This is a genomic window from Limosilactobacillus pontis (genome assembly GCF_002940945.1).
In the GTDB taxonomy this organism is placed as follows: domain Bacteria; phylum Bacillota; class Bacilli; order Lactobacillales; family Lactobacillaceae; genus Limosilactobacillus; species Limosilactobacillus pontis_A.
This window is the reverse complement of the sequence record NZ_PNFV01000010.1, coordinates 13,786-36,651: the sequence shown is the minus strand read 5'-3', so window position 1 is coordinate 36,651 and position 22,866 is coordinate 13,786. Positions and strand designations below refer to the sequence as shown.

Genomic DNA, 22,866 nt, shown 5'->3' with positions numbered 1-22,866 from the left:
AAATATTAGTATAATTCTTTATTTAATTTTAGTAAAGCATTTATCTTAATAAATAAATAATTTACTAATCAACTAATAAAAAAGGGTGTGGTAACCGTGATTTACCACACCCAACGATTTATTCGGTTACAAAGCTCTTGCGCAGAACTAGGTCAGTGTTAACGGTCAAATGGACATGGGGCCGGGCCGGATGAATGATCAAATCCTGAAGCAATTTGATGGCCATCCGTCCCAGGGTGGTCTGGTTAATATTGTAGGAGGACAGGGGCGGTGAAACGTAACGAGCAACCTCACTGTTATTGACACTAATCACCGCAGTATCCCGAGGAACGATAATCCCCGCTTCGTTGAAGGCCTGAAGTACCCCGACGCTCAGGGTATCGGAGGCCACGATGAAGGCATCTGGTAAGTGATCACCACATTCTGCAATGGCCTGCTTCCCCAATGTGTACCCATTCTCAATGTTGAAGGGCCCGCCGACAAACATTGGGGCCTCGGTGACCCCAGGATTGATACTGGTAAACTCCCGAAAGGCGGTCTCCCGGATATCAGGTTGCTGAACTTGATCAAAGTTGAGCCCCACTCCACCGATGAAGCCGATCCGGTGAGCATCGGCCGCGATCAGGCGCTGGATGGCGTCACGAATGGTCAGGGTCAGGTTAGGCCGGACAGAATCAAAAAGCTCTGGGGCCGGATTGATGTCGACAAAGACGCCATTGGGCAAGGCAGCGTGTAGGGTCATTAACTTCTTCCGGGTCAACCGGTGGGGTCCCACCCCAATGAAGCCCTGAAAGTCATCAGCTTTGACTACCAAGTCGGTAATGTGTTCAAAAACCTGAACCTGGAGTCCCGCTGCATCGATAACCTTCAGGAGCTCATCCTTCAGTGAGGAGAAGTACTCATCCTGAAGCTGCTCTTTGCTGTCAACTCGATAAAGGAGCGCAATCGTCGGTCGGATGGCTTCCTGCTTACGGTGATCGGCCCAATAGCCCAATTCGTTAGCCACCATCATGATTTTCTTCCGCGTGGCCGGAGCGATCGATAAGTTGGGGTCGTTGTTTAACAGGCGCGAGACCGTTGCCGGGGAGAACCCTGATTTTTCCGCAATTTTCTTGATTGTTGCCACACCGCATCGCCCTTCCCTTTTATAAATCTTAGTAATGCTATTTACTATTCTAGCACATTGCCACCGTTAATCCTGATAGGGTTACGTGATCGAAGTGACTACTATCTGGATTAGGCTTAAACGGCCGTGATAAATGTACTCGAAGAGCTTTTGCTGCTGGTAGCATAGCTGCCGCTCATGCTGATTTGAGGCTGACTCATAATAGTAGCGACCCACTAAGAGGACGTGGCTATTTTCTAGATAGGGCCAGGATTGTATTACCGGTTCCCACAGAATCAGTGGAATGGGAATATGCTAATCGATGATCTGCCAAAGAGATTTGCCGGAGAGGCAAGAAAATGTTCCCAGCCGGCCATTTCCGCAAGCGTCCGCGGTCGTATCCGATCCGCCAGTGGTTGGTTGCTTGAAGTGACCATCAGCTTGATCACCGTGATTGAACAATGTGATTTTCTCAGGCATCTTAGTCTCCCCTAAATACTGGTTAGTGGTACCCGCAAACCAACTCATCAGAAGATCTTGACTGTGACGTTACGTCTGGGTTTAACCTAGAATCATTGAGTATCGTAAAATCACGGAAAGGAGTTCCAGCAATGATCACCATCTACACCTCCCACAACAGCAATTCTTCACGGAAAGCCAAAGCCTGGCTGCGTAAGTACCAGATCCCCTTCGTCGAGCAGAACGTCTTCGTCAAGCCGCCATCCTACCAGGCCTTTAAGCAGATTCTGTCCCGGACCGAAAACGGTACTGTCGACATCATCTCTACGCGCTCAAAGGCCTACCACCAGCTACAAGCCGTCCTGAATGACGAACTCTCCCTCCGGCAACTTTACGATCTGGTCAGTAAGCACCCCGGCCTCCTGCGCCAGCCCCTGATTATCGACGACCGCCGTCTCCAAATCGGTTACAACATCGATGACATTCGCCAGTTTCTCCCCCGAAAGATTCGCCGACTTGAATTAATTGCGGCGCAGCGAAAGACCGACGCCGCCTAACAATCCAAAACACCCTTGGCATCTCATTATGGTGATACCAAGGGTGTTTTCATGTGTCGGCATCCTTTCATAGGCAGTCCTTGTCTTCGTCGCCAGTGCGGGATATTATTGAGAAAACTACACGTCATTTCATTATTATCAAAAGGCAGGTCGGTTCAGATGATTCACAACATCACGACGGTCTCCAACTATATTGAGGAGATCGAGCAACTCATCAACAATAAGGATCATAACTACTATTTTCGCGGGCAGGACGACGCCTTCTCCAATACCTTGCCGTCAATCTTCCGAAGTCGGAAACTACTTGACAACGAGGATAATCTCTTCAACGACTTCCTAATGGCTGATCCCCAGCTCTTCGAGAAGTGCCGGACCAACTTCGAGCGAATGGCACTGATGGAACATTACCACCTGCCAACCCGGCTGCTGGATGTCAGTTCTAGCCCCTTAATTGCCCTCTTTTTTGCGGTCAAGGGTGGCCAGGGTAACGGCGAGGTTTATGTCTACAAGGACCAACCCAATCCAGATAAGCTGGCTAGAATGCTCAACCAGCGTGGTTGGGACAACCTGATTGCTGAGTACCGATTTAAGAGCGGCCGGACCAATCACAACTACTTTAAGAAGAACGCCTTTTCCAATGAGATGCAGCTAGAGTCCTCCCTGGCCCGACAGTCGATGGCCGACAAAAGCTCCTTCTTCCAGGCTATCAAGAACTTCTACCAGTTGGATAACAGCTACATCGCCCAGCAGCACCGCCTTTGGAGCGATGATTACCTGAATTACTTCGATAGTGAAGATTCTGACTACTTTGCCGAGTTCAAACACGACCTGCAGACTCTGCCCTTCCTCCGCCTGTTTGAGGAGGCCAAGCGCGACATCCCCAGCTTTGCCAACAAGCTGAATCCGCTTGAACTGATCGTACCTAAAATCGTTACAATCAAGCGGATGAGTCGGCGAATGGAGAACCAGCAGGGGCTCTTCCTCTTCGTACCCTTCATCGGTGACGAATACGATCAATCCGTTACCATTGACTACACTGAGGTTGAGCGTCGGGCCCAGCTAGCGATCGATATCCTCAGCCTTTACAACGTGGAAAACCCGGACGAAAAAGAAAAATACATTATCCCCGCCCGGTATAAACGGTCGATCCTAGACGAGCTAGCCAAGCTGGGGATCGACTACAGCTTCATCTATCCCGAGGACCACGCCAAGAAGGCCGAAATGATCAAAGACAAGTACTTAGGACTTTAAACAGCAAACTTCCCATGGCTGCCACCCAACCATGGGAAGTTTTACTAGTTTTTCTAAGCCATGACCCCACTTAAACAATTCGGTAAGCCAGGATACTATTTTCGGTCAGACCCAGTCGCTGGATGTCCATCCCAATGTTGAACTGCCAGAGATTATTACCAATCTTAAGTCCTCGCTGGGTCACAAACGTCCGCAAGGCCGCCAGTCCCTTTTCAATTCCGGCACCGTCATCCTTGACTTTGACCACGACATATTCACCGGTGGCCTGGCTCAACATCGGTACATTCACTTGGTTATCAAAAGACTTCTCCTTGATGATCCGAAAGCCAGCATCGGCATAGCAATTGGCATGGGCTTGGGGAAGATCGGTCAGAAAACCGGATAGCATATTATTCGCCATAATTCCCGCACCCAGCCGCTGATAAAAGTTGCTGTATGCCTGAGCAATTTCCTTTTCCGAACAGTCCACTTTGAAGTCCGAACACCAGAAATCACGACGCGGCAGGAAGACCTTCTTGACCACGTAGAAGTCCACGTCAGTCAACTGGGTATTGTGTTCCTCCTTCTGATTCAGGATGGCCAACACTTCCTGTAGGTTCTTGATGCGGGTCTGCACCTTCTCCTTCAGCTCACCGAGTTTCTGATTCAGCGTCTCCGAACTGCTGTCATTAAGATAGTCCTTGATATTCTCTACAGACAGCCCCAGGTCGCGTAAGCCGAGGATGAAGTTCATCTTGTAGATCTGCTCATAGCTGTAGTAACGATAACCATTTGCCATCGTCTTTTGCGGTTTGAAGACCCCCTTCTGGTCGTAAAAGATGAGGGTTCGCCGGGTCGTTCCCACCGCCTTGGCAAATTGTGAAATGGTCATTAACTGTTTATCATCCATCTTCTGCTTCCCCTTTTAATACCGGTTTCCTCCATTTTACGCCTAAAGAACTACCACGTGCTTACCACTGAACTTACCGGACTCCAAGTTGGCTTGGGCCTGACCAACTTCAGCGAGGCCATGATAAACCTTAGCGATCGGTATGGTCAGCTGGTGATTCTCAATCAGCTTAAGAACGTGGTTAAAATACTTGGTCGGTAAGTCCTTGGACTCACCGGCATAACTGGTTAGGTAAACCCCAGTCGGAATCATAAACGGGGAAAAGTTGTCCAATGTCCAATGGCCGCCAAGGGCCCCGGTGAAACAAGTCAGGCCGCCTGACTTGACTAGGCCCATATCTTGGAAAAGGGTTGAGAAGCCGACCAATTCTAGGACCTTATCCACCTTATCCGGGGCAATTGTCTTAACCCGGTTGGTAAAATCCTGATCGTCTAAGATGGGGTAGTCAATCCCCAACTTCTTCATCGTGGCCAGCTTACCCTCATTTCGTGTCGTAGCAATTACCTTAGCGCCCATGTGATGGGCCAAGACTCCTGCCATTAGGCCAACCGTCGAGCTGCCGCCCCGAATCAGGAGGAATTCACCCTTCTGCACATGAAGGCCCTGACTGATGGAACCATAGGCTGTTTGCAGCATCTCTGGCAATGCCCCGAGGATTGACCAGTCCAGGTTGCTCTCAAACGGGATCAAGTTCTGCTCCTTAATCAGCATGTATTCAGCATAGGAACCGTCAATGGCCCGACCCATGCCACCCATCATCGCGGCGACCTTTTGCCCTGGCTTGAAGGCAGAGTCTGAGGTGACTCGGTCAATAACGCCGACCCCCTCGATACCAAGAATCCGGGGAAACTTGAAGTCAGGTGATGATTCCCCCTTCCGGCTTGTAACTTCGGATTCGTTGACCCCAAAGGCTTTAACCTTAACCAGGGCGTACCCCGGCTTCAATTGTGGAATTTTAACTTCAGTGGGTGTCAATTCAGCGGCAGTACATGGCCGAGTAAGTTGAATTGCTTGCATTGTATCCTTTAACATGATTAAAACCCCTTTCATCCTTTATAGCCAATATAATCTATGACGATGCGTTACAGTCAATCACCATCATGACAAACAGCCCAAACATGAGATATCTGTTACTATTTATTTCTATCAATGGGATGAGATATCTTATAATGGAGAAAATAACTAAGGAGGCCCACCATGACAATCGAAGAAGAAGCCTTTCATAAGAAGCGTCCGAACTTCGCTAAGCTTCCTGCCGCCGGGTTCGCCCAATACAAACATAATTACCAGTACGAGCAAGATTTCATGGGTGGACAGTTCCGTGCGGTCGTCCAAGTCAAACATGACGGGCGGGTCAGTGGCAACGTCATTGACAATAATACAGGCGAGGAATATCTTCCCCTGCGCGCCGCCCACTGCGGTCCCTTCGCTGCCCGGGTTAAAACTGCCTACCTAAACCTCCTTCACAGAATTGCCGATCAAAGTTTCATCAGTGTTCCTTTCCACGGAGATCAGGCCAACCGGCTAGCCACCTGGATTGACCAGGAGTTTCATGACCACCCCGCGTTCGTCTTCAAAAGGCTGCCAGATTATGCTGTTTTCCGTGAGCCTCAGTCGCAGAAGTGGTACGGACTGGTAATGAATATCCTCCGGGCTCGGCTGACCAACAAACAGGCAACCGGCAAGGACCGAGTCGAGGTCATCGAACTGCGGTGTCCGCCGAAACAACGCTCAGCCCTATTACAGTGTGACGGGATCTACCCTGGCTACCACCTCAGCAGGAAGAATTGGATCTGCGTGACTCTCGACGATACCCTGACTGACGCAGACCTCAAACAGCTGGTCCAAGCCAGTCGGCAGTTGCTAACTAAATCCCACGCCTGGTTAGTACCTGCCAATCCCAAGTACTACGATATCATGCACGCCTTCGTCGACCATGATACTATTACCTGGAAGCAGTCAACCACGGTCCGGGTCGGTGACACCGTCTTTCTCTATGTCTCTGCCCCGGTCAAGGCAATCATCTACCGCTGTCGGGTTATGGCAACGGATATACCCTACAACTACCAGAGCCCTGAGCTAAAGATCAAGCGGGTAATGCAGCTCCAGCTGGAGAAGGAATACGCTCATGACCAGTTCACCTTCCCCTATATTAAGCAGCACGGGGTAACTTCCGTTCAGGGGCCACGCCACGTACCGGCGAATCTGCTTGAGCAGCTTGAGAAGTAATATAATTGTAAAAGTCAGATGCTTACGGCCAAATTAAATTATTTTGCTTTTTCTGAATTAAAAATAATCCCTGAGATACCAATGTGTCAGTATCTCGGGGATTACTTATTTTTCCACTTGTCTTAGCACTTGTACCCGGCGCTGATGACGATTAATCCATCCCTTTTCCTGTAGTTTGGCCAGTCGACGCGATAGAGTCTCCGGGGTCGTTCCCAGGTAGGAGGCTAGATCTTTCAGCTTCAACGGCAGAGTCACCGTGGTGCTTCCCTGCTGGACCACTAGTTGGTTGAAGTAGGCAATCAGCCGCCTGGAGACATTGGGCAATCCCAACAGCTGAGTCTGTTGACGAAGGCAACTGATCGTTACCGCCTGACCAGCCAAAAGCTTTAAGGCAATATCATGCTGACCTTGGATCAGGTGGATAAACTCCGTCCGGTTTAGAACACAAATGTCGCTATCTGTTGTCATTTCAACGTAGCTACTGGTATTCTCAACTCCCAGTAACCAGGTTTCCCCAACATAATCTCCGGTAGTCAGAGTCCGCTGTACTTGCTCCTCACCGGCCGGGCTAAGCTGATACATCCGGCCACGCCCCTGCTTGACAATCACTAGCCGATCGCTGGCAGCCGGGCTGACAACGATCGTCCCCCGGCGAACATGCTGGTGGTGAACCAGTCGCTCCACCTGGCGCTGCCGTTCAAGGCCAAGATGGTTAAAGAGCGGGACCAGCTGAACGCACATTTCCTCAGCCATCGAATTCCTCCTTTAATTATTAAAAGTCATCATCATCTTCTTCAGTATACAACCCCGTGCGTAGGTCATGTCCCAGGAAGCGCTGGGTCAAGGCAATCTGATCCTTAATCCACGCTAAAAGATCACTCAAGGCAGTTACCAGCTCCGGCCAGGCCGCCTGCTGGGCCAGGGTAATACCCTTGGTGATAAACAGGGTCTGGGTATCAAAGTCCTTGACGAGATCAAACAGCTGGGTGGTACCTGAATCGTACTTACTAGCCCCGTTCTCTTCCAACATTGCAAACTGCTTAAACTGGTCCGTGGTCGTAGGGATACTCTCCCCATTATTGACCAGTAGGCAGTTAAGTTTGGCAAACACGGCTTGTTCGTAGCTGATCCACTGATTCCCGTACTGCATCAGAAAAAGGACAGTCGGTCCCTGGACGAATAGCTTAGCCTGACTGACCTTAAGGGTGTGAATTAGCAGATTGGCAATAATATGGCCGGTCATTGCCCCCGCAGTCGGGGTATGATGATCAATGTCGCTCTGCTTTAGTTCCTGTTTGTATTGTTCGGCGCTTGTCATCGTTAAACCTCCTTTGTCTTGATTCCTTGGATCGTGTAACCCATTTTCTCAATATTATCTTGAACCACCTGTGGCGAAGTGACAGTCGGATCAAGACTAAACTTTACCTTGCCAGCATTAAATAATACCTTAACATCTGCGGTACCATTCACTGTTTCAACACTCTTTTGAATTTTGGTCAAGCATGATGGACAGGTTAGCCCACCAAGTTTCATCATTACCTTTTCCATTGATAACACTTCCTTACATGTTTCATTCTAACTAGAGTTCTGCCATAAAGATTTGATAGATATCAACTTTGGGGTGAATATTTGATAAGCCGCATGCCGTTCAGGATCACAACCAGGATACTGAGTTCGTGAATCAGCATCCCCGACGCCATCTCAACATAGCCGGCAAACAAACCGATAAACAGCAGGAGGACGGTCAGAAGGGCAATTATAATGTTCTCATTCATGTTCATAATGGTCCGCTGGGCTAACTGGCGGGCGGTAACCAGTTTGGTCAGGTCGGACTTTACTAAAACTAAGTCGGCAACATCCATCGCCACATCTGTCCCCGAGCCCATTGCGATGGCAACATCAGCCGCGGCTAGGGCAGGACTATCGTTGATTCCGTCCCCGACGAAGGCGACCCGATGCCCACGTCGCCGCTCATCGGTAACGAAGCGTTCTTTATCCTGAGGTAACATTCCGGCGCGAACCGTATCGATGGGGAGGGTAGCGGCAATTTCCCGAGCCGTTCCTACGTTGTCCCCGGTCAGCATCACCAGTTGCTTGACACCCAACCGCTTCAAGTGCTGCAAAGCTACGCTGGCCTGGGGGCGCAGCTGGTCATTAATTCCAAAGATCGCTAATTCCCGCTGGTCAGTACTAGCCAAAATCACCAGGGAGTCGCCGATCGCTACAAGTTGGTTAACAGCTTGATCTAGTTCGGTGTTGTTCCCAACAACTGCTTTCACTAGAGATCGATTTCCCAGCAGATATTCCTGGTCCATCAGTTTGGCACGAATTCCCTGCCCTTTAAGTGTCTGAACATTAATCGGTGTCAGTGACTGCTGAGTTGGCAGGGCAGTGATTGCCCGAGCCAGCGGGTGGTCCGACTGACGCTCAATCGCTACGGCCCGGTCGATAATCTTCTGCCGGTCGCCCTTCAAGACTAATAGGGTCTGGACCGTCGGCTTGCCAATGGTCAGGGTTCCGGTCTTGTCAAAAGCGATCGTATCGACACGACGCAGGCGATCCATCACATCAGAACCTTTGAAGAGGATTCCACGACGGGCACCATTCCCAATCCCCGCCACAGTCGATGCCGGCACTCCGATTACCAGTGCTCCCGGACAACCAAGAACCATCACGGTGATCGCCAGCCTGATATCCTGGGTAAGGAAACCAACCACGACCGCCACAATCAGGACAAAGGGTGTGTAATACTGGGCAAAACGGTCGATAAATCGCTGTACCTTCGTTTGAGAATCCTGAGCCTCCTCCACCAGTTCAATAATTTTGCCAAAGGTGGTATCATCCCCCGCTGCAGTCATCTCGACGGTGAGGGTGCCGCTCTCCAAGATCGTCCCAGCGAAGACCGTATTGCCTACGCCCTTCCTAACCAAACGGGACTCACCCGTGATGCTGGCCTCGTTAACCAGGGCGCTACCACTCAAAACATTGCCATCAACCGGTATTTGGCTGCCGGTTTTAATCAGAATATGGGTACCCGGATCCAGAAAGTCGATATCTTCTTGGTGAACAGCACCAGCCGGAGTAACCACCCAGGCCGTCTGGGGTGCCAGGTCAGTAAGCTGTTTAACCGCTGATCGTGTCTTCTGCAGAGTTACATTTTCCAGGACCTCACCGAGCATAAATAGCCAGGTGACGATTGCCGCCTCGTTATACTCACCAATAATAAACGCCCCAATTACGGCGGTACTGACCAGGACATCAATGGAAATCAGCCGCACCTGGAGTGACGAGATTGCCGTAAGCAGAATTGGCAAGAAGCCAATGACACCGGCCACCGCCATGATACCCTGGTACACCGTTGTCATTTGCCCCAGCCAACGCGCTGCCTCGGCCAAAACCAGCAAGCTGGTCATCAGAATGACTAATGCTTGGCGGTGTTTCGTAAAAAAATGTTGAGTTCTAACCATAATTTCCCCTCCTTCACCTTCAAAGTATAGGGAGAAGGAACTGAAATTAAATTGATAATTATCAATTTCAAAATGCAAACGAATCAAAAAATCCCCGCTGCACCACAATGATGTATCAGGGATCATCAATATTGTTTAACCAATCTTAGCCACGAGCTTCCCGACAACCTGGTGATCTTTGATTGCCTGCAGGCCAGCCTTGATCTGGTCAAAAGAAATTACCTTTTCAATCAGTGGGTCGACCTTCCCGGCCGCAGCTAAATTCAGCATTTCGGCATTCATCTTTCCGAGATCTGCTTGCTGGGCTAGATTACCGCTGTGGTGGGCGCCACCGAGGTTAACAACATCCACACTCAGCCCACGATCAAACATTGGGACACCCGTCAAGTCCGGCACATCCACGATCGTCACCAAGGTTCCATTGTAAGCAAGACGACGCAAGTCACGTTCGGCCTCAGCCTTACCAACCGTGTCAATGATCAGGTCAACGCCCGATCCACCGGTCAGCTGTTCAATACGATCATCGACATTCTCCTTACGATAGTCGATAATGACATCCGGATGAAACTGGCGGACATACTCGATCTTCCCAGTGGAAACTGTAGTAAAAACCCTGAAACCGTGAAGCTTTGCCAGTTGAATGGCGATGCTACCGACCCCGCCGGCACCGGCGTGAATCAGGACCGTCTTGACGTTCGTCAGATTTGGTTTGCGCTCCACGGCGGTATACGCGGTCAAGGCACCACAGAGCAGACTGGCAGCCGTTTCATAGCTGACCTCGGCCGGAATCCGGGCCAGTTGGTAGGTTGGCACGGTAACAAATTCAGCGAAACAGCCGTTCTTTGCCAAATCACCGTGACCAGATACCCGTTCTCCAACCTGCCAGTCGGTAACGTTTGCCCCCACCGCAGCAATCTCCCCAGCAACATCCAGCCCGAGGGTGTGCGGGTAGGTCCAGGCAGGTACGCCGCTCTCGACAACCTTATAGTCGACCGGGTTCAACCCAACCGCGTGGACGCGGATCAGTACCTGGTTGGGTGCAGGCACGGGTTTGGCAACATCGATGATCTGCAGGTGATCAATTATTTTATCGTTTGGACGCTTGACGACAAGTGCTTTCATGGTTCAGTACTCCTTTTTGATTGATAAGTTCAGTATACCATTCCGTTACCTATAAGGTCCGTCTGCCAGCTCGTTTTAAAATTTAGTCTTCATTAATAGAAAGATTGCATAGCTATGGCCAATCAATAACCAATATATTTTTCATCAAGTTGAGATCACGTCGGTTACCATCTGTGGAAACGTCCTTAGGTTAAGATAACCTGTGAACTGGGCAATTTCATACTCCTAGATGTATCGCTTATTAATGTGAAAAATCACTTACTAGTCTTCTTGTTTAGGACTAGTAAGTGATTTTCTTTATTCCACGCCCTTTAAAGCCTGGACCATATCAATATTTTTAATTCTACGACTAATAAATAAAGTAGTCGATAACGAACAAATCCATACAAACAGGGATGCAATTAAAATGGTTTGCCAATTATAGTATCTTATATACTCTAAATTGATGGTTGAAAATGTATCAACATACTGTCCCAAAAACCATATTCCGGCTGGAATACCTATTAACCAACCAATAAAGGTAGTAATTAAATTCTCAACCAGCGTTAATGTACGCAGTTCGTTCTTATGTATTCCAAGCACACGCAAAGTTGCATAATCTCTCATTCTTTCAACAAAGCTCAATGAGCCTAGGTTATAGAGAACGATAATGATTAATAATGCACCAAACATAATAATTAAGGCAAAAATGCTCATTAGACTATTTACAAAGTTATATGCATTTTTCTTTTGCTCACTAATATTAATGGTCGAATTAATATCATTTTTATGATATTGGTAATTCTTGCCAACTAATAACGTCGTTGGTTGATAGAACCCCTCAGCTTTTTGCCAAGTATGGGCGGTTATGTAAGCCCCCTGATTAGTTTCGGTGGCAATAATACCCTTAACCTTGAAAGAGTGCTGCTTACTGCTTCCAAAAGTCCTAACCTTTAAATGTTCACCTTCCTTGATTCCTGCTTTCTTGGCAAAGCCATGCGTGACATACAACCCTCCATTATGGATGGTTCCACCCTTCGTTGTCTTCATATTAACGCGATCACCATGGTCGACTACAATTAGTAACCTGTTATAGCCATCATCAGGGGTAAAATGTGCCTGGCTTATTTGAACCCACTGTTTAGCTTGCGGATGAGTTCTTCGATATGCTTCAGAATTATTAACGTACAGCCTTTTTTGGTATGAAAAGTCATCATTATATGCCTTATCAACTAAATGGGTCATCGACTGTGGCATACCGATTCCGGCAATTGTTAACATCATGCCGCCAGCCACGCCAATAATTCCCATTAACGTTCTTGTACGATTGATAAAGGCATCTCTTATGGCCCAACGACTAGAATATGGCAGGTGTTTCCACAAGCCTTGCCAATGTTCAAGCCAAATCCTTCTTGCTGTGGTTTCTTCAGCACCTCTTAAATATACAGCCGGCAACCCTTTTGACCCACTTCTAGCAGCTAAGTAAGCCGACAAAACGCAGATCAAAATAACAATAATAATTACCACATACGCAGAAAATTCATATGATATATTCCAATTAGGAAGAGAAAACATACTCTTTTGGGTTGATAAAACATACCAGGAAATTAGTGGAGCTACTATCGTTCCAACAGTTGTTCCAAGCCCACCCACTAATAGTCCAAAACTTGCATAATGGACTTGAATTTTGGCATTCGAAAATCCTAGGGCTTTCAGAGTGGCAATTTCACCTGTTTGACTAGTAATTAATCGTCTAATCGTTGTGTACATCGCCAAAATTGCTAACAAGAGGAAAATAAAAGAGAATAGATACGAAAGGTTCTTTATCTCCCCAACTCGTTCTGTCGCTGTAGAAACGTCTGGCAATGTTTGCCGATTATAGTATGTTAACAATCTAGCACCAAATATTTTCTCTATTTCTTTTCTTAAATTCTTATGCTTTCCATCAATCTCAATAATGTTTTGCGGGCCCACATAATTGAATGATTTTCTTAAAGTTTTAGGTGAAACGTAAGCATAACCATAATTAGAATAATTAGGAGCAATAAATTCTTGTGTGCCAGTAAAGTAGATCCGACTAGGACTTTGAACAATACCCTTTACTTTTAAAACTATTTTTTTATTGGCATACGTCAATGGTAGATTATCGCCAACCTTTAAAGTATGAGCTTTAGCATATTCCTTATTAATCCATATTCCATTACTGCTTTGACTATTATACTTATTCCCTTTTACCTGATATAAATCAATTAAGGGGGTTTGGAATGAATCAATAATTAGATGATGATCATCTTGCCTAACTTGTAGTCTAGTTCCAGACCTTACTTTTTTTATGCCTGAAATATCCATTAGCTTATTTTTATCTTCTTCAGTAACATAACTTCCCTGAATCCAGTAATTAGGCAGATGATTTTCTGCTAAATAATTATTTAAACTATCTTTTAACCCATGCCATGCTCCTTGTAAGCCAACAAATACAATAATAGAGAGTGCCGCCATTAAAAAGACCGACATAAATTGAGTCCAATTATATCTTATATCTCGAAATAATTTACGATTCAATATCTTCATTTGCTAAACTTTCTCCCTCCACAATTTTGGGACTTTCATTATCATATGCCTTTTCTATTTGACCGTCGTTTAACCTAATAACATGGTCTGCATACTGTTCAAATTCAGGATTATGTGTCACCATCACTACGGCAGTTTCACTAGATTTAGAAATGTCTTGAAGTATTTTCATTATTTTCATACTAGTTTTTGAGTCGAGTGCTCCAGTAGGTTCATCACATAACAGTAATTTAGGTTCTTTTGATAAAGCCCTCGCAATCGAAACCCGCTGCATTTCACCACCAGACATTTGATTAGGGAAATTATTTAAGCGCTCAGATAATCCGACCTTGCGCAAATAATCTTCTGCCTGTTGGTTGTTGTCATTTAATTGCGCTGCAATTGCAACATTTTCTAGTGCGGTTAAGCTCGGAATTAAATTATAAAATTGGAAAACAAAACCAACTACTTTTCTCCTATAGTCCGTCAGGCCATGATCATTCAGCTCAGAAACTAACTGATCATCGAACTTCACTTTTCCCCTGGTAGGTCTATCCATTCCACCTAAAATATTCAATAACGTACTTTTTCCCGAACCAGACGGCCCTAAAATTATTGTTAACTTTCCCTGTTCTATCTCAAAGCTCACATCATGGAGAGCCTTTACTAATTGGTCACCAACTTGATATTCCTTATCAATTTTTTCAAATTCAATCATAATAACTTTCCTTTTAATATTCGGTCATTAACTTAATCTTTTCCTTTAGGGTCGGCTCGTGATACTGCTCAATAATCCTTTTAGATACTGCTTCACGATTAGTCTTTATTTGCTCCTGGGCCTTTTTAATTGCCTCATCGGCAGACATGACAACTGGTAGGTCGTAATGCTGGACTATTTTTTCTAAACGTTGCTGAACCGGACCCTTAACAACAAAAGGATTAAAGCCTAATTCCTTAAACGAACTAATAATTTCTCGATCCGATAATATTCTGTACTTTTCAGATACCGGTCTGTGACCATCGGCATCCATCGGAAATTCTATTGGTAAATGAATAATATCCGTATACCATTCTCTGGCGTGCGCTTTAGCAACCGTTCCATAACTATTTAAATATTTTTTCATGAACGGCTTAGATGAAATTCCAGTGACTGCTTTAGCCACTCTATGAGGCCATGTAGAACCTGGGTTAATACCAACCTTCATTCGCACTGTTCCATAAATCCATTCATTTAATACTGAACCATCTGAAATAAATCCATTTTTTTGTTCTACAGCTTGTTCCTCTGCACGTATTCTTTCCTCGAATCTTTTAAGCCCAAGTGCCATAAGTTCAGATGCAGTCATATCTTGAAAACGTCTGCCTGGATATAGGTCTGTTAATATTTCCCTAGCTGACAAAGCATTGATTAAAGGAATCCCGGTTAAATTTGATAAAGCAGTTGTAAGAGTAGTTTTCCCCGTCGAATATGTGCCAGATATTACTAAACGTTTTTTATTTTTTCCCATACTATTTATCCTCCGTAGGTAATTGATGAGCTATTTTAGCTTCAATGTAAAATGAATTATTAATATCTGATCCTTTAGCGTTAATTACCCGCCACTTATTTCCCTTCATATTTACCAAGGAAGTATTAATAATCTCGCTAATATTTATAATAGGTTGGTCTTCCTTTGTGCCTTCGTTAAAAGTCGCTTTCACTCTTTTCATCCATAGGTTTTCAGATTCAGATCTCTTTAAGTCATCAAAATGGTATGCCATTACTTCTCCTAATTGAGAGAAAACAACTAGCCACTCCACAATTGATATCCTGTTTTGATCACAGCTTCCCAACCCTTGATAACTCCTATCTCGCTCAATCATTTTGGTCACTTTAGTACTTAAAGCAGATTGGTTAATATAATGAACATCATCAATTTCTACCACAGAATCTTTAAAGTGATTGCTTATATAATTGTCGCCGTTTGACTGACCTGAAGGCAGGTTGTTCCTTAATTTGAGTAATAGCTTTACGTTCATTTTGTTTACATCAACTTGACAGTTTATTTGTTTATCATTGATTGTTATTTCTTTAAGCGTTATCGGAATTTTATCTAAGTTTTCAATAGCAGAGCTACCAGCTTTAATCGTAAATTTATGGACATAAAATTTGTTCACATCAACATCTGATAATGCCTTTTCTACCATCAAGCAGCTCAACACTAAAGCGTCAATAGTACTGAGATGAGCTTTCATAATTTTTCCGTCCTTGATAGACCAATTCTTTTTTGAAATATTTACGGTAGCATTAGCTTCATATGAGTGATCTTCTTTTTCACGAATATCTTTAATTAAGTATCCTGTATTCTTGTGTCCAGCCCCAAAATACCTGGTGTTATACTCTCCTAAAATCTCATTTATGTTCATTTCTTACCCCTTTCTTAGCCAAATAGCCCCTTTTATTTTAAAGTGCATGACATATCATACATTTTATGTAATGTATGATATGTCATGCACTTTTTGGTGTCAATAGTTTTTTAGGATTGATTAATTGCATCAATCAAACTGATCATAGTAAAATTATCCCGACAGCAATTAGGTTTAGAAAGCGTGTAATAATGGATAACAAAATTGAAATTTTAAGATTCTTAATTAAAAGTTGTGAACGAGAATCATTATCTGTTTTCAATAGTTTACTTAAGGATTTAAAGCTAACTGCCAATCAAGTTGAGGTACTAACTATCCTAAATTCATATGGTGCAATGTCTGTAAAGGATCTAGGAAATTTGCTAATTTGTGAAAAAAAGTCCCCCAGTCGATTAGTCCAATCTTTGATTAAAAAGAAACTATTAGTTAAAAAGATTGATAAGTCAGACAAACGGGTTAGTTTAATCGCCTTAACCGCCCAAGGAAAAGAGCTGATTCCCAAAATAAATAGCGCTAACGAAAAATTTAATGAGATTATTGAACAAAAGATCTATGATCCAAGCCAAGTTGATGAATTAATAGACATTTTAAGCTCATATTTACAAGGAACAGATAGCATTTCTAAAATCCGCAGACGATTTAACATGGAAGAATAGTGTACATATAGTTACCTTTAACATCATACTTACTGCGAAACACAATCCAAAGTTGACTTGTCAAAATCGGCGTTGTACCGAATTATGAAACCGAGCGAAAAATAACAATGAATTCCTTAATTAATTGCAAAAAATCTCTACCGCCCATCATTGCGGTAGAGATTTTATTTTACCCTTTTCAACATATTGATAAATAATACTAGGTTTTAATCACGAACTCTTCTGATGTTAAAACCCGTTAATACTATGGCGTTAATTAAAGTAACAGCCACCACTGTTTCGACTATTAATGTAAAGGTTGGATTACACAATGAAATACCAAAACCAATGGCAGTTATTATGACGAAACAAGCAACAATTGGCTTAGTAACCTTAAATTTATTATAGTAATTAGAAATTGCCAAACCAACGTAAAACAGGGTCAGGCCCAGATATAAACACGTTACCGAGAACGTTGGGTGAATTTCTGGTTCATCAATAAACTTCAAAGCAACGGTAATTAAGCTCAAGCCAAATAAGACAAAGTAGTGCAGGTAAATCATTAAGTTCCCGGTCTGGTTGGTCTGCCTTTCCTCAATTAAGTGATCAAATTCAACAATGTACGTAAAGAACAGCGCCGCTACAGTCACAAATATCATAATCGACTGCGGTGAGAAGCTAGACCGAGTAAAGTACCCCGCAATGTTAATAATTGTTTCTCCAAACATTACGATAATCAGCGCCGTCAAACGTTCTACCAGATGGGAAAAGATAATTGGATTATGACGGGTATACTTACCGGTAAATGCCGGTGCAATCCAACTAATAATAACTCCTCCCAATGCAATTGCGATCCCTACATGGTTAGGAAAAAAGCCACCGACAAATAAAGTTAACGCTCTAAAGGCAAGAATGCTCGAAAAAGCTCTCGTAATTTGCCGATCAACTTGCCGCTCAGTTTTCCAATAAACGATTAGATACTGCAGGCAGAGAGTTAATGATAACAATCCCGCTGCAGTAAAAAATGTTGAAAGATGTTGATCAAAGGTTACAGTAAACGTATTTGACATGTACAAAATGATCGCCATATCGACGAACGAAAAGATAATGTTCGTGATCGATGATTTACCATACCGGTTTGTAAAAACCATCTGCACCATCCAGGAATTAATGAAAATAATCATCACCAACGCAAAGATAGCCAGGGTTGGTAAATTAACAATACCGTTCTGGACATGATGAAGAATTTCCGTTGCCCGTGAAACCATATAGACGAACACAAGATCATAGAATAATTCCACTAACGAAACTCGTTTTGTAACTTCTTTAGCCAATGAAATCACATCCTTATTTAATTTAGTAATGGTGAAACTGGTAATTCCATAATGGTTAATTTCCAATCTCATTCTTCTCATTCCCAAAATTATAAAATAAGGTCCTGGTAATTGCCACAATCTATTTGTACTGGTTAATCAGAGCTAATTTCGAAGGTATTGTTCATCCCCGGAATTATTACTAATTGGCATAAATCTTTGCACTTTCATATGCAGGTCATACTTGTCACGTAACTGTGCTAATTGTGCCATCATTGGTGATTGATGATGTCGATCAATTGCTTGTTGATTCTTCCACTGGTCAATTAATAGGATTGTCTCTGGATCATTTAGGGGCTGGAAGTACCTGTAAGATTCGTTTCCTTCTTCGTCCCTTATTTGCTGAGCAAGGCCACTTTCTTCCATTTCTCTGGCAAAGGCTTGGGCACTGCCGTTCTTGCCAGTATAGTATAGATTAATCGTTAAACTCATTAATTAACACCTCTTTTAGTCTCGATCTGGTTTAATGTCACTACTTACCAAATTAGCCTTAAATTCGTTTACTTCATAACTGGCTTCCTGGGGATAAAAAACATCTTGCGAAATCATCTTATCGAGTTCATCGCGGTCCTTAGCTTGGGCAATAATGATTCCGGACATGGGAATGGATTTTGACGGACCAACAATGAGAAATTTTTGCTGGTCATAAAATGACTTAAACCATTGTCGATGAGCATTCATTTTTTCATCATTAATCTTCGTTTGTGGATCGATTTTAACGTTAATTAAATACATAAAACTCTCTCCTTAATTATTTAAAATCACCGAGAATTTCTAAATGATCACTAAGTAAGTAATCATTATATAGTTGGGCTTGATGGTTTAATTGTTCATCAGTTAGGTGAATTGAGCCAGTTGTTACAAACGGCTTAATGTAGGTTGTTCCAATTAAGCGGCTTGTTGCCTGAAATGGCCGCAATAATTCATGAACAGTATATTTAACGAAACCATTTGGCCCATAATTATCAGCACCTGGTGAAACAGCAATAATCAATTCTTTTCCATCGAGCGCTGTCCCATCAGTACCATATGCCCAACCATAAGACAAAACGTTATCTTCCCATTGCTTTAGTAAAGCTGGTGAGCTGTACCAGTACATTGGAAACTGCAAAACAATCCGATCGGCTGCTTCAAGAACTTGGTGCTCCTTTTCAACATCGATCTTAAAATCAGGGTACAGTTGGTACATGTTACGGACTTCGATCTGTTGATCAAGGCCATTAGCTAAGGTCTTATTAACCCGTGATTGATCCCAATTGGGGTGAAAACCTAAAACAGTTGTCTTCATAATCAATCTTCCTCCTAGTCATCCATAATTTTGTATTCTTCAAAGTAACTTTTGCCCTTTTTAATTTCACCAGAATCATATAGTGAAATTTTGTGTTTAAGACGCTTGATTGAGCGATTAAGATTACTTTTTCGTTGCTCTAATTCCGCTAGCTGCTCTTTCAGAAGTTCCTCCCGAGCATCCAGAGTACTGTCACCTTGCCTTAGCATTTCAGCATAATCAACCAGCTTTTCTACAGGCACATCTGAATGGCGTAAGCAAACAATCATTTCAATCCATCCCTGTAAGCCCTCATTGTAGTAACGATTACCATTGCTTTGCCGTGGTACTTTAGGGATTAGCCCGATCCGCTCATAGTAACGGAGAGTATCTGGCTTAATATCATATTTTTTACTTACTTCGGTAATAGTTAAATCAGCCATTTTGTTTCTCCTTAGTAAATAATCGGTTAAAGTTATCACTAAAAATCATTGCTTGCTGTCCACTAGTTAAACCGGCTGTCTCAATCGCCTTAATAATTTCGGCAGTTGCACCAGCTGGAGCAATTCCTAGTGGTGCATCCGTCCCAAACAGGACATGTTCAACGCCAAAATAGCTAACAGCTAACTCAATTGCTTTCGGGTTACCCAGTAAAGCTGTATCAACATAAAAACGTTGAAAATCCTGGCTTTGTTCAGGCGGCAAAATATGGTTAATCCGTTCAGCAAAGAAAGGAATCATTCCGCCAGCATGGTGAACAATGATTTTGAGATTAGGGAATTTCACAAAAGCGTCAGCTTGGACGATTTGCATCATGGCCTGACTAATTTCGTATTCCCAGCTGAAGACAATGTTATTATCCGGCTTACGATTATCGAAAACCGGATGAAGTAATAAGGGAACTTTGTTTTCACTAGCTGCCGCAAAAATTGGCTGAAATTGTTCATCAGCAATACTCTGACCAAGCGCCCGGGTAAATATTTGGACTCCTATCAATTCCGGATTGTGAGGGATACCTTCAATAATCTTGACCGCTGCCGAAATGTTGTTCATTGGTAGCATCGCAATCCCGCCAATAAAACGATCGTTATTTTCAACTAGCGATTGAATTTCCTGATTACCTACCTGGCATATTTCAGCTGCCGCTTCAGAATTAACATAATCTTCAGGGTTAACATTCACGGCTGAGATAATTTGGTAGACATCTTTCGGCAAGTATTGGTTACGTTGGTTAGGTACTGTTAACAACGGATGATTAATGAACGGGAACTTTTGTGGTAATGCCGGTTCAATCGATAGCATCTTTTGATAAAACCGTGGCGGTAATACGTGCGCAAAAACATCAACTTTCATCATCTTAACCTCTTATATTAATCTTGACGCATATCCTGTTCCCAACTACCAATCGTATTGACACCAGCTGCATCAGCCACCTTTTCCAAACGCGTAACTTCGTCATCGTTTAATTGAACTTGAGCAACAGTAGCGGCATCAGCAACCTGGTTAGTTTTAGTAACACCAATAATTGGTAAAGCACCCTTAGAAACGGCCCATGCCATTGCAGTCTGCGCAACGCTAATATTGTGCTTATCACCAACCTCTTTTAGTTCATTAATAAGGCTAGTTAATTGGGGAAGTTTATTGTTATAAACTTGTGCGCGAACGCTTCCTGCTGGGAAGGGATTGTCAGTGGTATACTTACCGGTCAAGGCGCCTTGTTCTAAAACCATGTAAGCAAAGAATTGAATACGATTTTCTCGGCAATAATCTAAAATACCGGCTTGTTCTGAAGTCCGATCTAATAAGCTCAAATGGTTTTGGACTGCGTCTAGTTTTAGGCCGGCTTCATTCAAGATTTCCTGGACCCGCTTAATCTCGCTAAGAGTATGATTTGATACCCCAATATGCTTTACTTTCCCACTTTTAACTAATGGAATAACCTGTGGCGTCCATTTCTCAACATCAGCGTTATTATGGATCCAATAATAATCAACATAGTCGGTTTGCAGCCGTTGTAAACTACCGGCAAGCATCGATTCAACCGGCTTGCTACTATTGTCAGCCATCTGGGGAGTAAACTTAGTGGAAATCGTTAACTGCTCACGAGGTGTATTCTGCATTAAATTACCTAGCAACTCTTCAGATGCTCCGGCCCCATATGCATATGCAGTGTCCCAAAAAGTTAAGCCGGCTTTGATTGCTTCATCATATACCTTTTGAAAATGAGCTTGGTCATAGTTATTACCAAAGTAGCTATTATTATCACCCCATGCCCAAGCACCTAAAACAATTTTGGGTTGACTTACCATTGCAAATTCCTCCTTAAATTAAATCCATTAGTTACTTCTATATTCATTTACATCATTACAGTACTACTTGGAGTTAACTCAAGGTCAAGAAAAAATTCAATTATTTTCCAAACATAATAATTAAGCAGTCAACCACTCTAATTGTTACTTACTTAGTTAAATATTCACGGTTTCTTCCCTATGTAAAAAGTCTGTTATAGCGATTAATCACAATCGTTATAACAGGCTCTTTCCTTTATCCTATACTGTCCAATTACCAAAGAAAGCACATTGGTTATTTTAAGCATGAATATCCTTACAAATTTTTTCAACGAGTTTTTGAGTGGGTTCTGTTAATGCCACCCCTTTTCGCCAAATTAAAAATTGATTCTGGTGACGTTCAGGAGAAAACGGGATGAACTTTAAATCAGTTGAAGCCGGCCGGGGTGCTCCCTCAATACAGACAATATTACCAACCCCGGCTTCTGCAAGATAACAGGCATTTGCCAGTAAATTTGATTCCGCAACGACTTGTAACTGTGTACCATGTGGTATTAACCAATCATTTAATTCATCATAAATCAATGAACGATGAGGAATAATTAGCGGTAAATCATGTAAGTCTGCTACCGTTACCGTCTGCTGTTTAGCCAATTTACTGTCAGGTCGTACTAATAACCCCCAACGATCTTTAATTGGAATTTGAAGCGTGTGATATTTAGCAGTGCTGATCGGCGTTGATACTAGACCGAGCTCTAGAAGTCCTTGATCAAGATGCGTTTTAATATCTTCACCATCGGCATCGTAAAAATTATAGCGAACATGGGGGTATCGTTTATGAAAGTCAACAAGTTGCGGAATTAGGATCTTGGTTACTTCCGATTCGACACAACCAATTCGGATTATTCCCGTCAAATCATCATTATTGATTGTGGCAACCATCTGATTTGCTTGGTCGAGTTCGCTTAAGATGTGACGAACCTTTGCCTCATATGCACTTCCTGCTTTAGTAAGGTACATCCGTCGTCTTTCCCTGGTAAATAACGGCGTATTCAACTGGTCTTCAAGCTGTTGAATTTGACGACTAAGAGTTGGTTGAGAAATATGGAGTTCACGAGCAGCTCCGGAAATAGTCCCCTGTTTGGCAACTGCTAAAAAATAACGCAAAATTCTAGTTTCCATCCTTTTCTCCTTGAATTGATATCACAATATTATTCAGTTTAATTATATCAATTCATATTGGAACGCCAACTTCTCCATAACCAATGTTATCCCGTTTCATACATTGC

The 22,866-nt window shown here is 43.5% G+C and carries 25 protein-coding genes; 4 read left to right on the top strand and 21 right to left on the bottom strand.

The features are described 5' to 3' along the window. Window positions 1-118: 118 nt before the first annotated feature. On the bottom strand, window positions 119-1,126 hold the full coding sequence (locus tag CK797_RS07825; protein ID WP_104689202.1) for a LacI family DNA-binding transcriptional regulator: 1,008 nt from the start codon (window positions 1,124-1,126) through the stop codon (window positions 119-121). Window positions 1,127-1,420: 294 nt separating this feature from the next. Next, window positions 1,421-1,585 carry a hypothetical protein gene (locus tag CK797_RS09105; RefSeq protein WP_181049548.1) on the bottom strand — a complete coding sequence of 55 codons (165 nt, stop codon included), beginning with the start codon at window positions 1,583-1,585 and terminating at the stop codon, window positions 1,421-1,423. 131 nt (window positions 1,586-1,716) lie between these two features. On the opposite strand from CK797_RS09105, the gene spx reads away from it, so the two are divergent. Next, entirely contained in the window at window positions 1,717-2,121 is a 405-nt protein-coding gene (gene spx, locus CK797_RS07820) for a transcriptional regulator Spx (RefSeq protein ID WP_104689201.1), read from the top strand. Between the two features lie 159 nt (window positions 2,122-2,280). Next, entirely contained in the window at window positions 2,281-3,372 is a 1,092-nt protein-coding gene (locus CK797_RS07815; protein WP_181049547.1) for an FRG domain-containing protein, read from the top strand. 70 nt (window positions 3,373-3,442) lie between these two features. Here CK797_RS07815 and CK797_RS07810 read toward each other — a convergent pair whose 3' ends face one another. Both CK797_RS07810 and CK797_RS07805 read right to left on the bottom strand, forming a co-directional pair. Continuing rightward, complete coding sequence (locus tag CK797_RS07810) at window positions 3,443-4,261, bottom strand: MerR family transcriptional regulator (RefSeq protein ID WP_104689199.1); 819 nt, start codon at window positions 4,259-4,261, stop codon at window positions 3,443-3,445. Window positions 4,262-4,303: 42 nt separating this feature from the next. Then, the gene (locus CK797_RS07805; RefSeq protein ID WP_225365044.1) at window positions 4,304-5,293 is read right to left on the bottom strand and encodes a zinc-binding dehydrogenase; all 990 of its coding nucleotides are present in this window, start codon (window positions 5,291-5,293) and stop codon (window positions 4,304-4,306) included. Window positions 5,294-5,458: 165 nt separating this feature from the next. On the opposite strand from CK797_RS07805, the gene CK797_RS07800 reads away from it, so the two are divergent. Next, window positions 5,459-6,490, top strand: a complete 1,032-nt coding sequence (locus CK797_RS07800) for an MmcQ/YjbR family DNA-binding protein (protein WP_104689198.1) — start codon at window positions 5,459-5,461, stop codon at window positions 6,488-6,490. Window positions 6,491-6,595: 105 nt separating this feature from the next. Here CK797_RS07800 and CK797_RS07795 read toward each other — a convergent pair whose 3' ends face one another. From CK797_RS07795 to CK797_RS07755, 9 genes are all read right to left on the bottom strand, one after another. Next, window positions 6,596-7,243: a Crp/Fnr family transcriptional regulator gene (locus CK797_RS07795; RefSeq protein WP_104689197.1), complete on the bottom strand. Its 648-nt coding sequence runs from the start codon at window positions 7,241-7,243 to the stop codon at window positions 6,596-6,598. 19 nt (window positions 7,244-7,262) lie between these two features. Continuing rightward, on the bottom strand, window positions 7,263-7,808 hold the full coding sequence (locus tag CK797_RS07790; protein WP_104689196.1) for a DNA-binding protein: 546 nt from the start codon (window positions 7,806-7,808) through the stop codon (window positions 7,263-7,265). Between the two features lie 2 nt (window positions 7,809-7,810). Then, window positions 7,811-8,038, bottom strand: a complete 228-nt coding sequence (locus CK797_RS07785) for a heavy-metal-associated domain-containing protein (RefSeq protein WP_104689195.1) — start codon at window positions 8,036-8,038, stop codon at window positions 7,811-7,813. 62 nt (window positions 8,039-8,100) lie between these two features. After that, window positions 8,101-9,957, bottom strand: coding sequence for a heavy metal translocating P-type ATPase (locus CK797_RS07780; protein WP_104689194.1), 1,857 nt, complete (start codon window positions 9,955-9,957; stop codon window positions 8,101-8,103). 135 nt (window positions 9,958-10,092) lie between these two features. Further along, complete coding sequence (locus CK797_RS07775) at window positions 10,093-11,079, bottom strand: zinc-binding dehydrogenase (RefSeq protein WP_104689193.1); 987 nt, start codon at window positions 11,077-11,079, stop codon at window positions 10,093-10,095. A 297-nt stretch (window positions 11,080-11,376) separates the two neighbouring features. Next, window positions 11,377-13,629 carry an ABC transporter permease gene (locus tag CK797_RS07770; protein ID WP_104689192.1) on the bottom strand — a complete coding sequence of 751 codons (2,253 nt, stop codon included), beginning with the start codon at window positions 13,627-13,629 and terminating at the stop codon, window positions 11,377-11,379. Further along, window positions 13,610-14,326, bottom strand: a complete 717-nt coding sequence (locus tag CK797_RS07765) for an ABC transporter ATP-binding protein (RefSeq protein WP_104689191.1) — start codon at window positions 14,324-14,326, stop codon at window positions 13,610-13,612. The genes CK797_RS07770 and CK797_RS07765 overlap by 20 nt, the downstream gene beginning before the upstream one ends. Window positions 14,327-14,339: 13 nt before the next feature. Further along, window positions 14,340-15,116 (bottom strand): ATP-binding protein, encoded by a 777-nt coding sequence (locus tag CK797_RS07760; protein WP_104689190.1) that lies wholly within the window; start codon window positions 15,114-15,116, stop codon window positions 14,340-14,342. A 1-nt stretch (window position 15,117) separates the two neighbouring features. After that, on the bottom strand, window positions 15,118-16,014 hold the full coding sequence (locus CK797_RS07755) for an AvrD family protein (protein WP_104689189.1): 897 nt from the start codon (window positions 16,012-16,014) through the stop codon (window positions 15,118-15,120). A gap of 191 nt (window positions 16,015-16,205) precedes the next feature. Here CK797_RS07755 and CK797_RS07750 point away from each other — a divergent pair, with 191 nt between their 5' ends. Beyond that, complete coding sequence (locus CK797_RS07750) at window positions 16,206-16,670, top strand: MarR family winged helix-turn-helix transcriptional regulator (RefSeq protein ID WP_181049546.1); 465 nt, start codon at window positions 16,206-16,208, stop codon at window positions 16,668-16,670. 206 nt (window positions 16,671-16,876) lie between these two features. Here the strand turns inward: CK797_RS07750 and CK797_RS07745 are convergent, their stop codons facing one another. From CK797_RS07745 to CK797_RS07710, 8 genes are all read right to left on the bottom strand, one after another. Beyond that, window positions 16,877-17,983 carry a low temperature requirement protein A gene (locus CK797_RS07745; RefSeq protein WP_104689210.1) on the bottom strand — a complete coding sequence of 369 codons (1,107 nt, stop codon included), beginning with the start codon at window positions 17,981-17,983 and terminating at the stop codon, window positions 16,877-16,879. Window positions 17,984-18,127: 144 nt separating this feature from the next. Further along, the gene (locus tag CK797_RS07740; protein WP_104689187.1) at window positions 18,128-18,454 is read right to left on the bottom strand and encodes an antibiotic biosynthesis monooxygenase family protein; all 327 of its coding nucleotides are present in this window, start codon (window positions 18,452-18,454) and stop codon (window positions 18,128-18,130) included. 15 nt (window positions 18,455-18,469) lie between these two features. Next, window positions 18,470-18,757, bottom strand: coding sequence for a YciI family protein (locus CK797_RS07735; RefSeq protein WP_104689186.1), 288 nt, complete (start codon window positions 18,755-18,757; stop codon window positions 18,470-18,472). A 16-nt stretch (window positions 18,758-18,773) separates the two neighbouring features. Continuing rightward, complete coding sequence (locus CK797_RS07730; RefSeq protein ID WP_104689185.1) at window positions 18,774-19,310, bottom strand: NAD(P)H-dependent oxidoreductase; 537 nt, start codon at window positions 19,308-19,310, stop codon at window positions 18,774-18,776. Window positions 19,311-19,324: 14 nt separating this feature from the next. Next, complete coding sequence (locus tag CK797_RS07725) at window positions 19,325-19,732, bottom strand: MerR family transcriptional regulator (RefSeq protein ID WP_104689184.1); 408 nt, start codon at window positions 19,730-19,732, stop codon at window positions 19,325-19,327. Beyond that, window positions 19,725-20,645, bottom strand: a complete 921-nt coding sequence (locus tag CK797_RS07720) for an amidohydrolase family protein (protein WP_104689183.1) — start codon at window positions 20,643-20,645, stop codon at window positions 19,725-19,727. Before CK797_RS07720 ends, CK797_RS07725 begins: the two co-directional genes overlap by 8 nt. A 14-nt stretch (window positions 20,646-20,659) precedes the next feature. After that, window positions 20,660-21,598 carry an aldo/keto reductase gene (locus CK797_RS07715; RefSeq protein ID WP_104689182.1) on the bottom strand — a complete coding sequence of 313 codons (939 nt, stop codon included), beginning with the start codon at window positions 21,596-21,598 and terminating at the stop codon, window positions 20,660-20,662. A 279-nt stretch (window positions 21,599-21,877) separates the two neighbouring features. Continuing rightward, complete coding sequence (locus tag CK797_RS07710; RefSeq protein ID WP_104689181.1) at window positions 21,878-22,759, bottom strand: LysR family transcriptional regulator; 882 nt, start codon at window positions 22,757-22,759, stop codon at window positions 21,878-21,880. Window positions 22,760-22,866 lie beyond the last annotated feature (107 nt).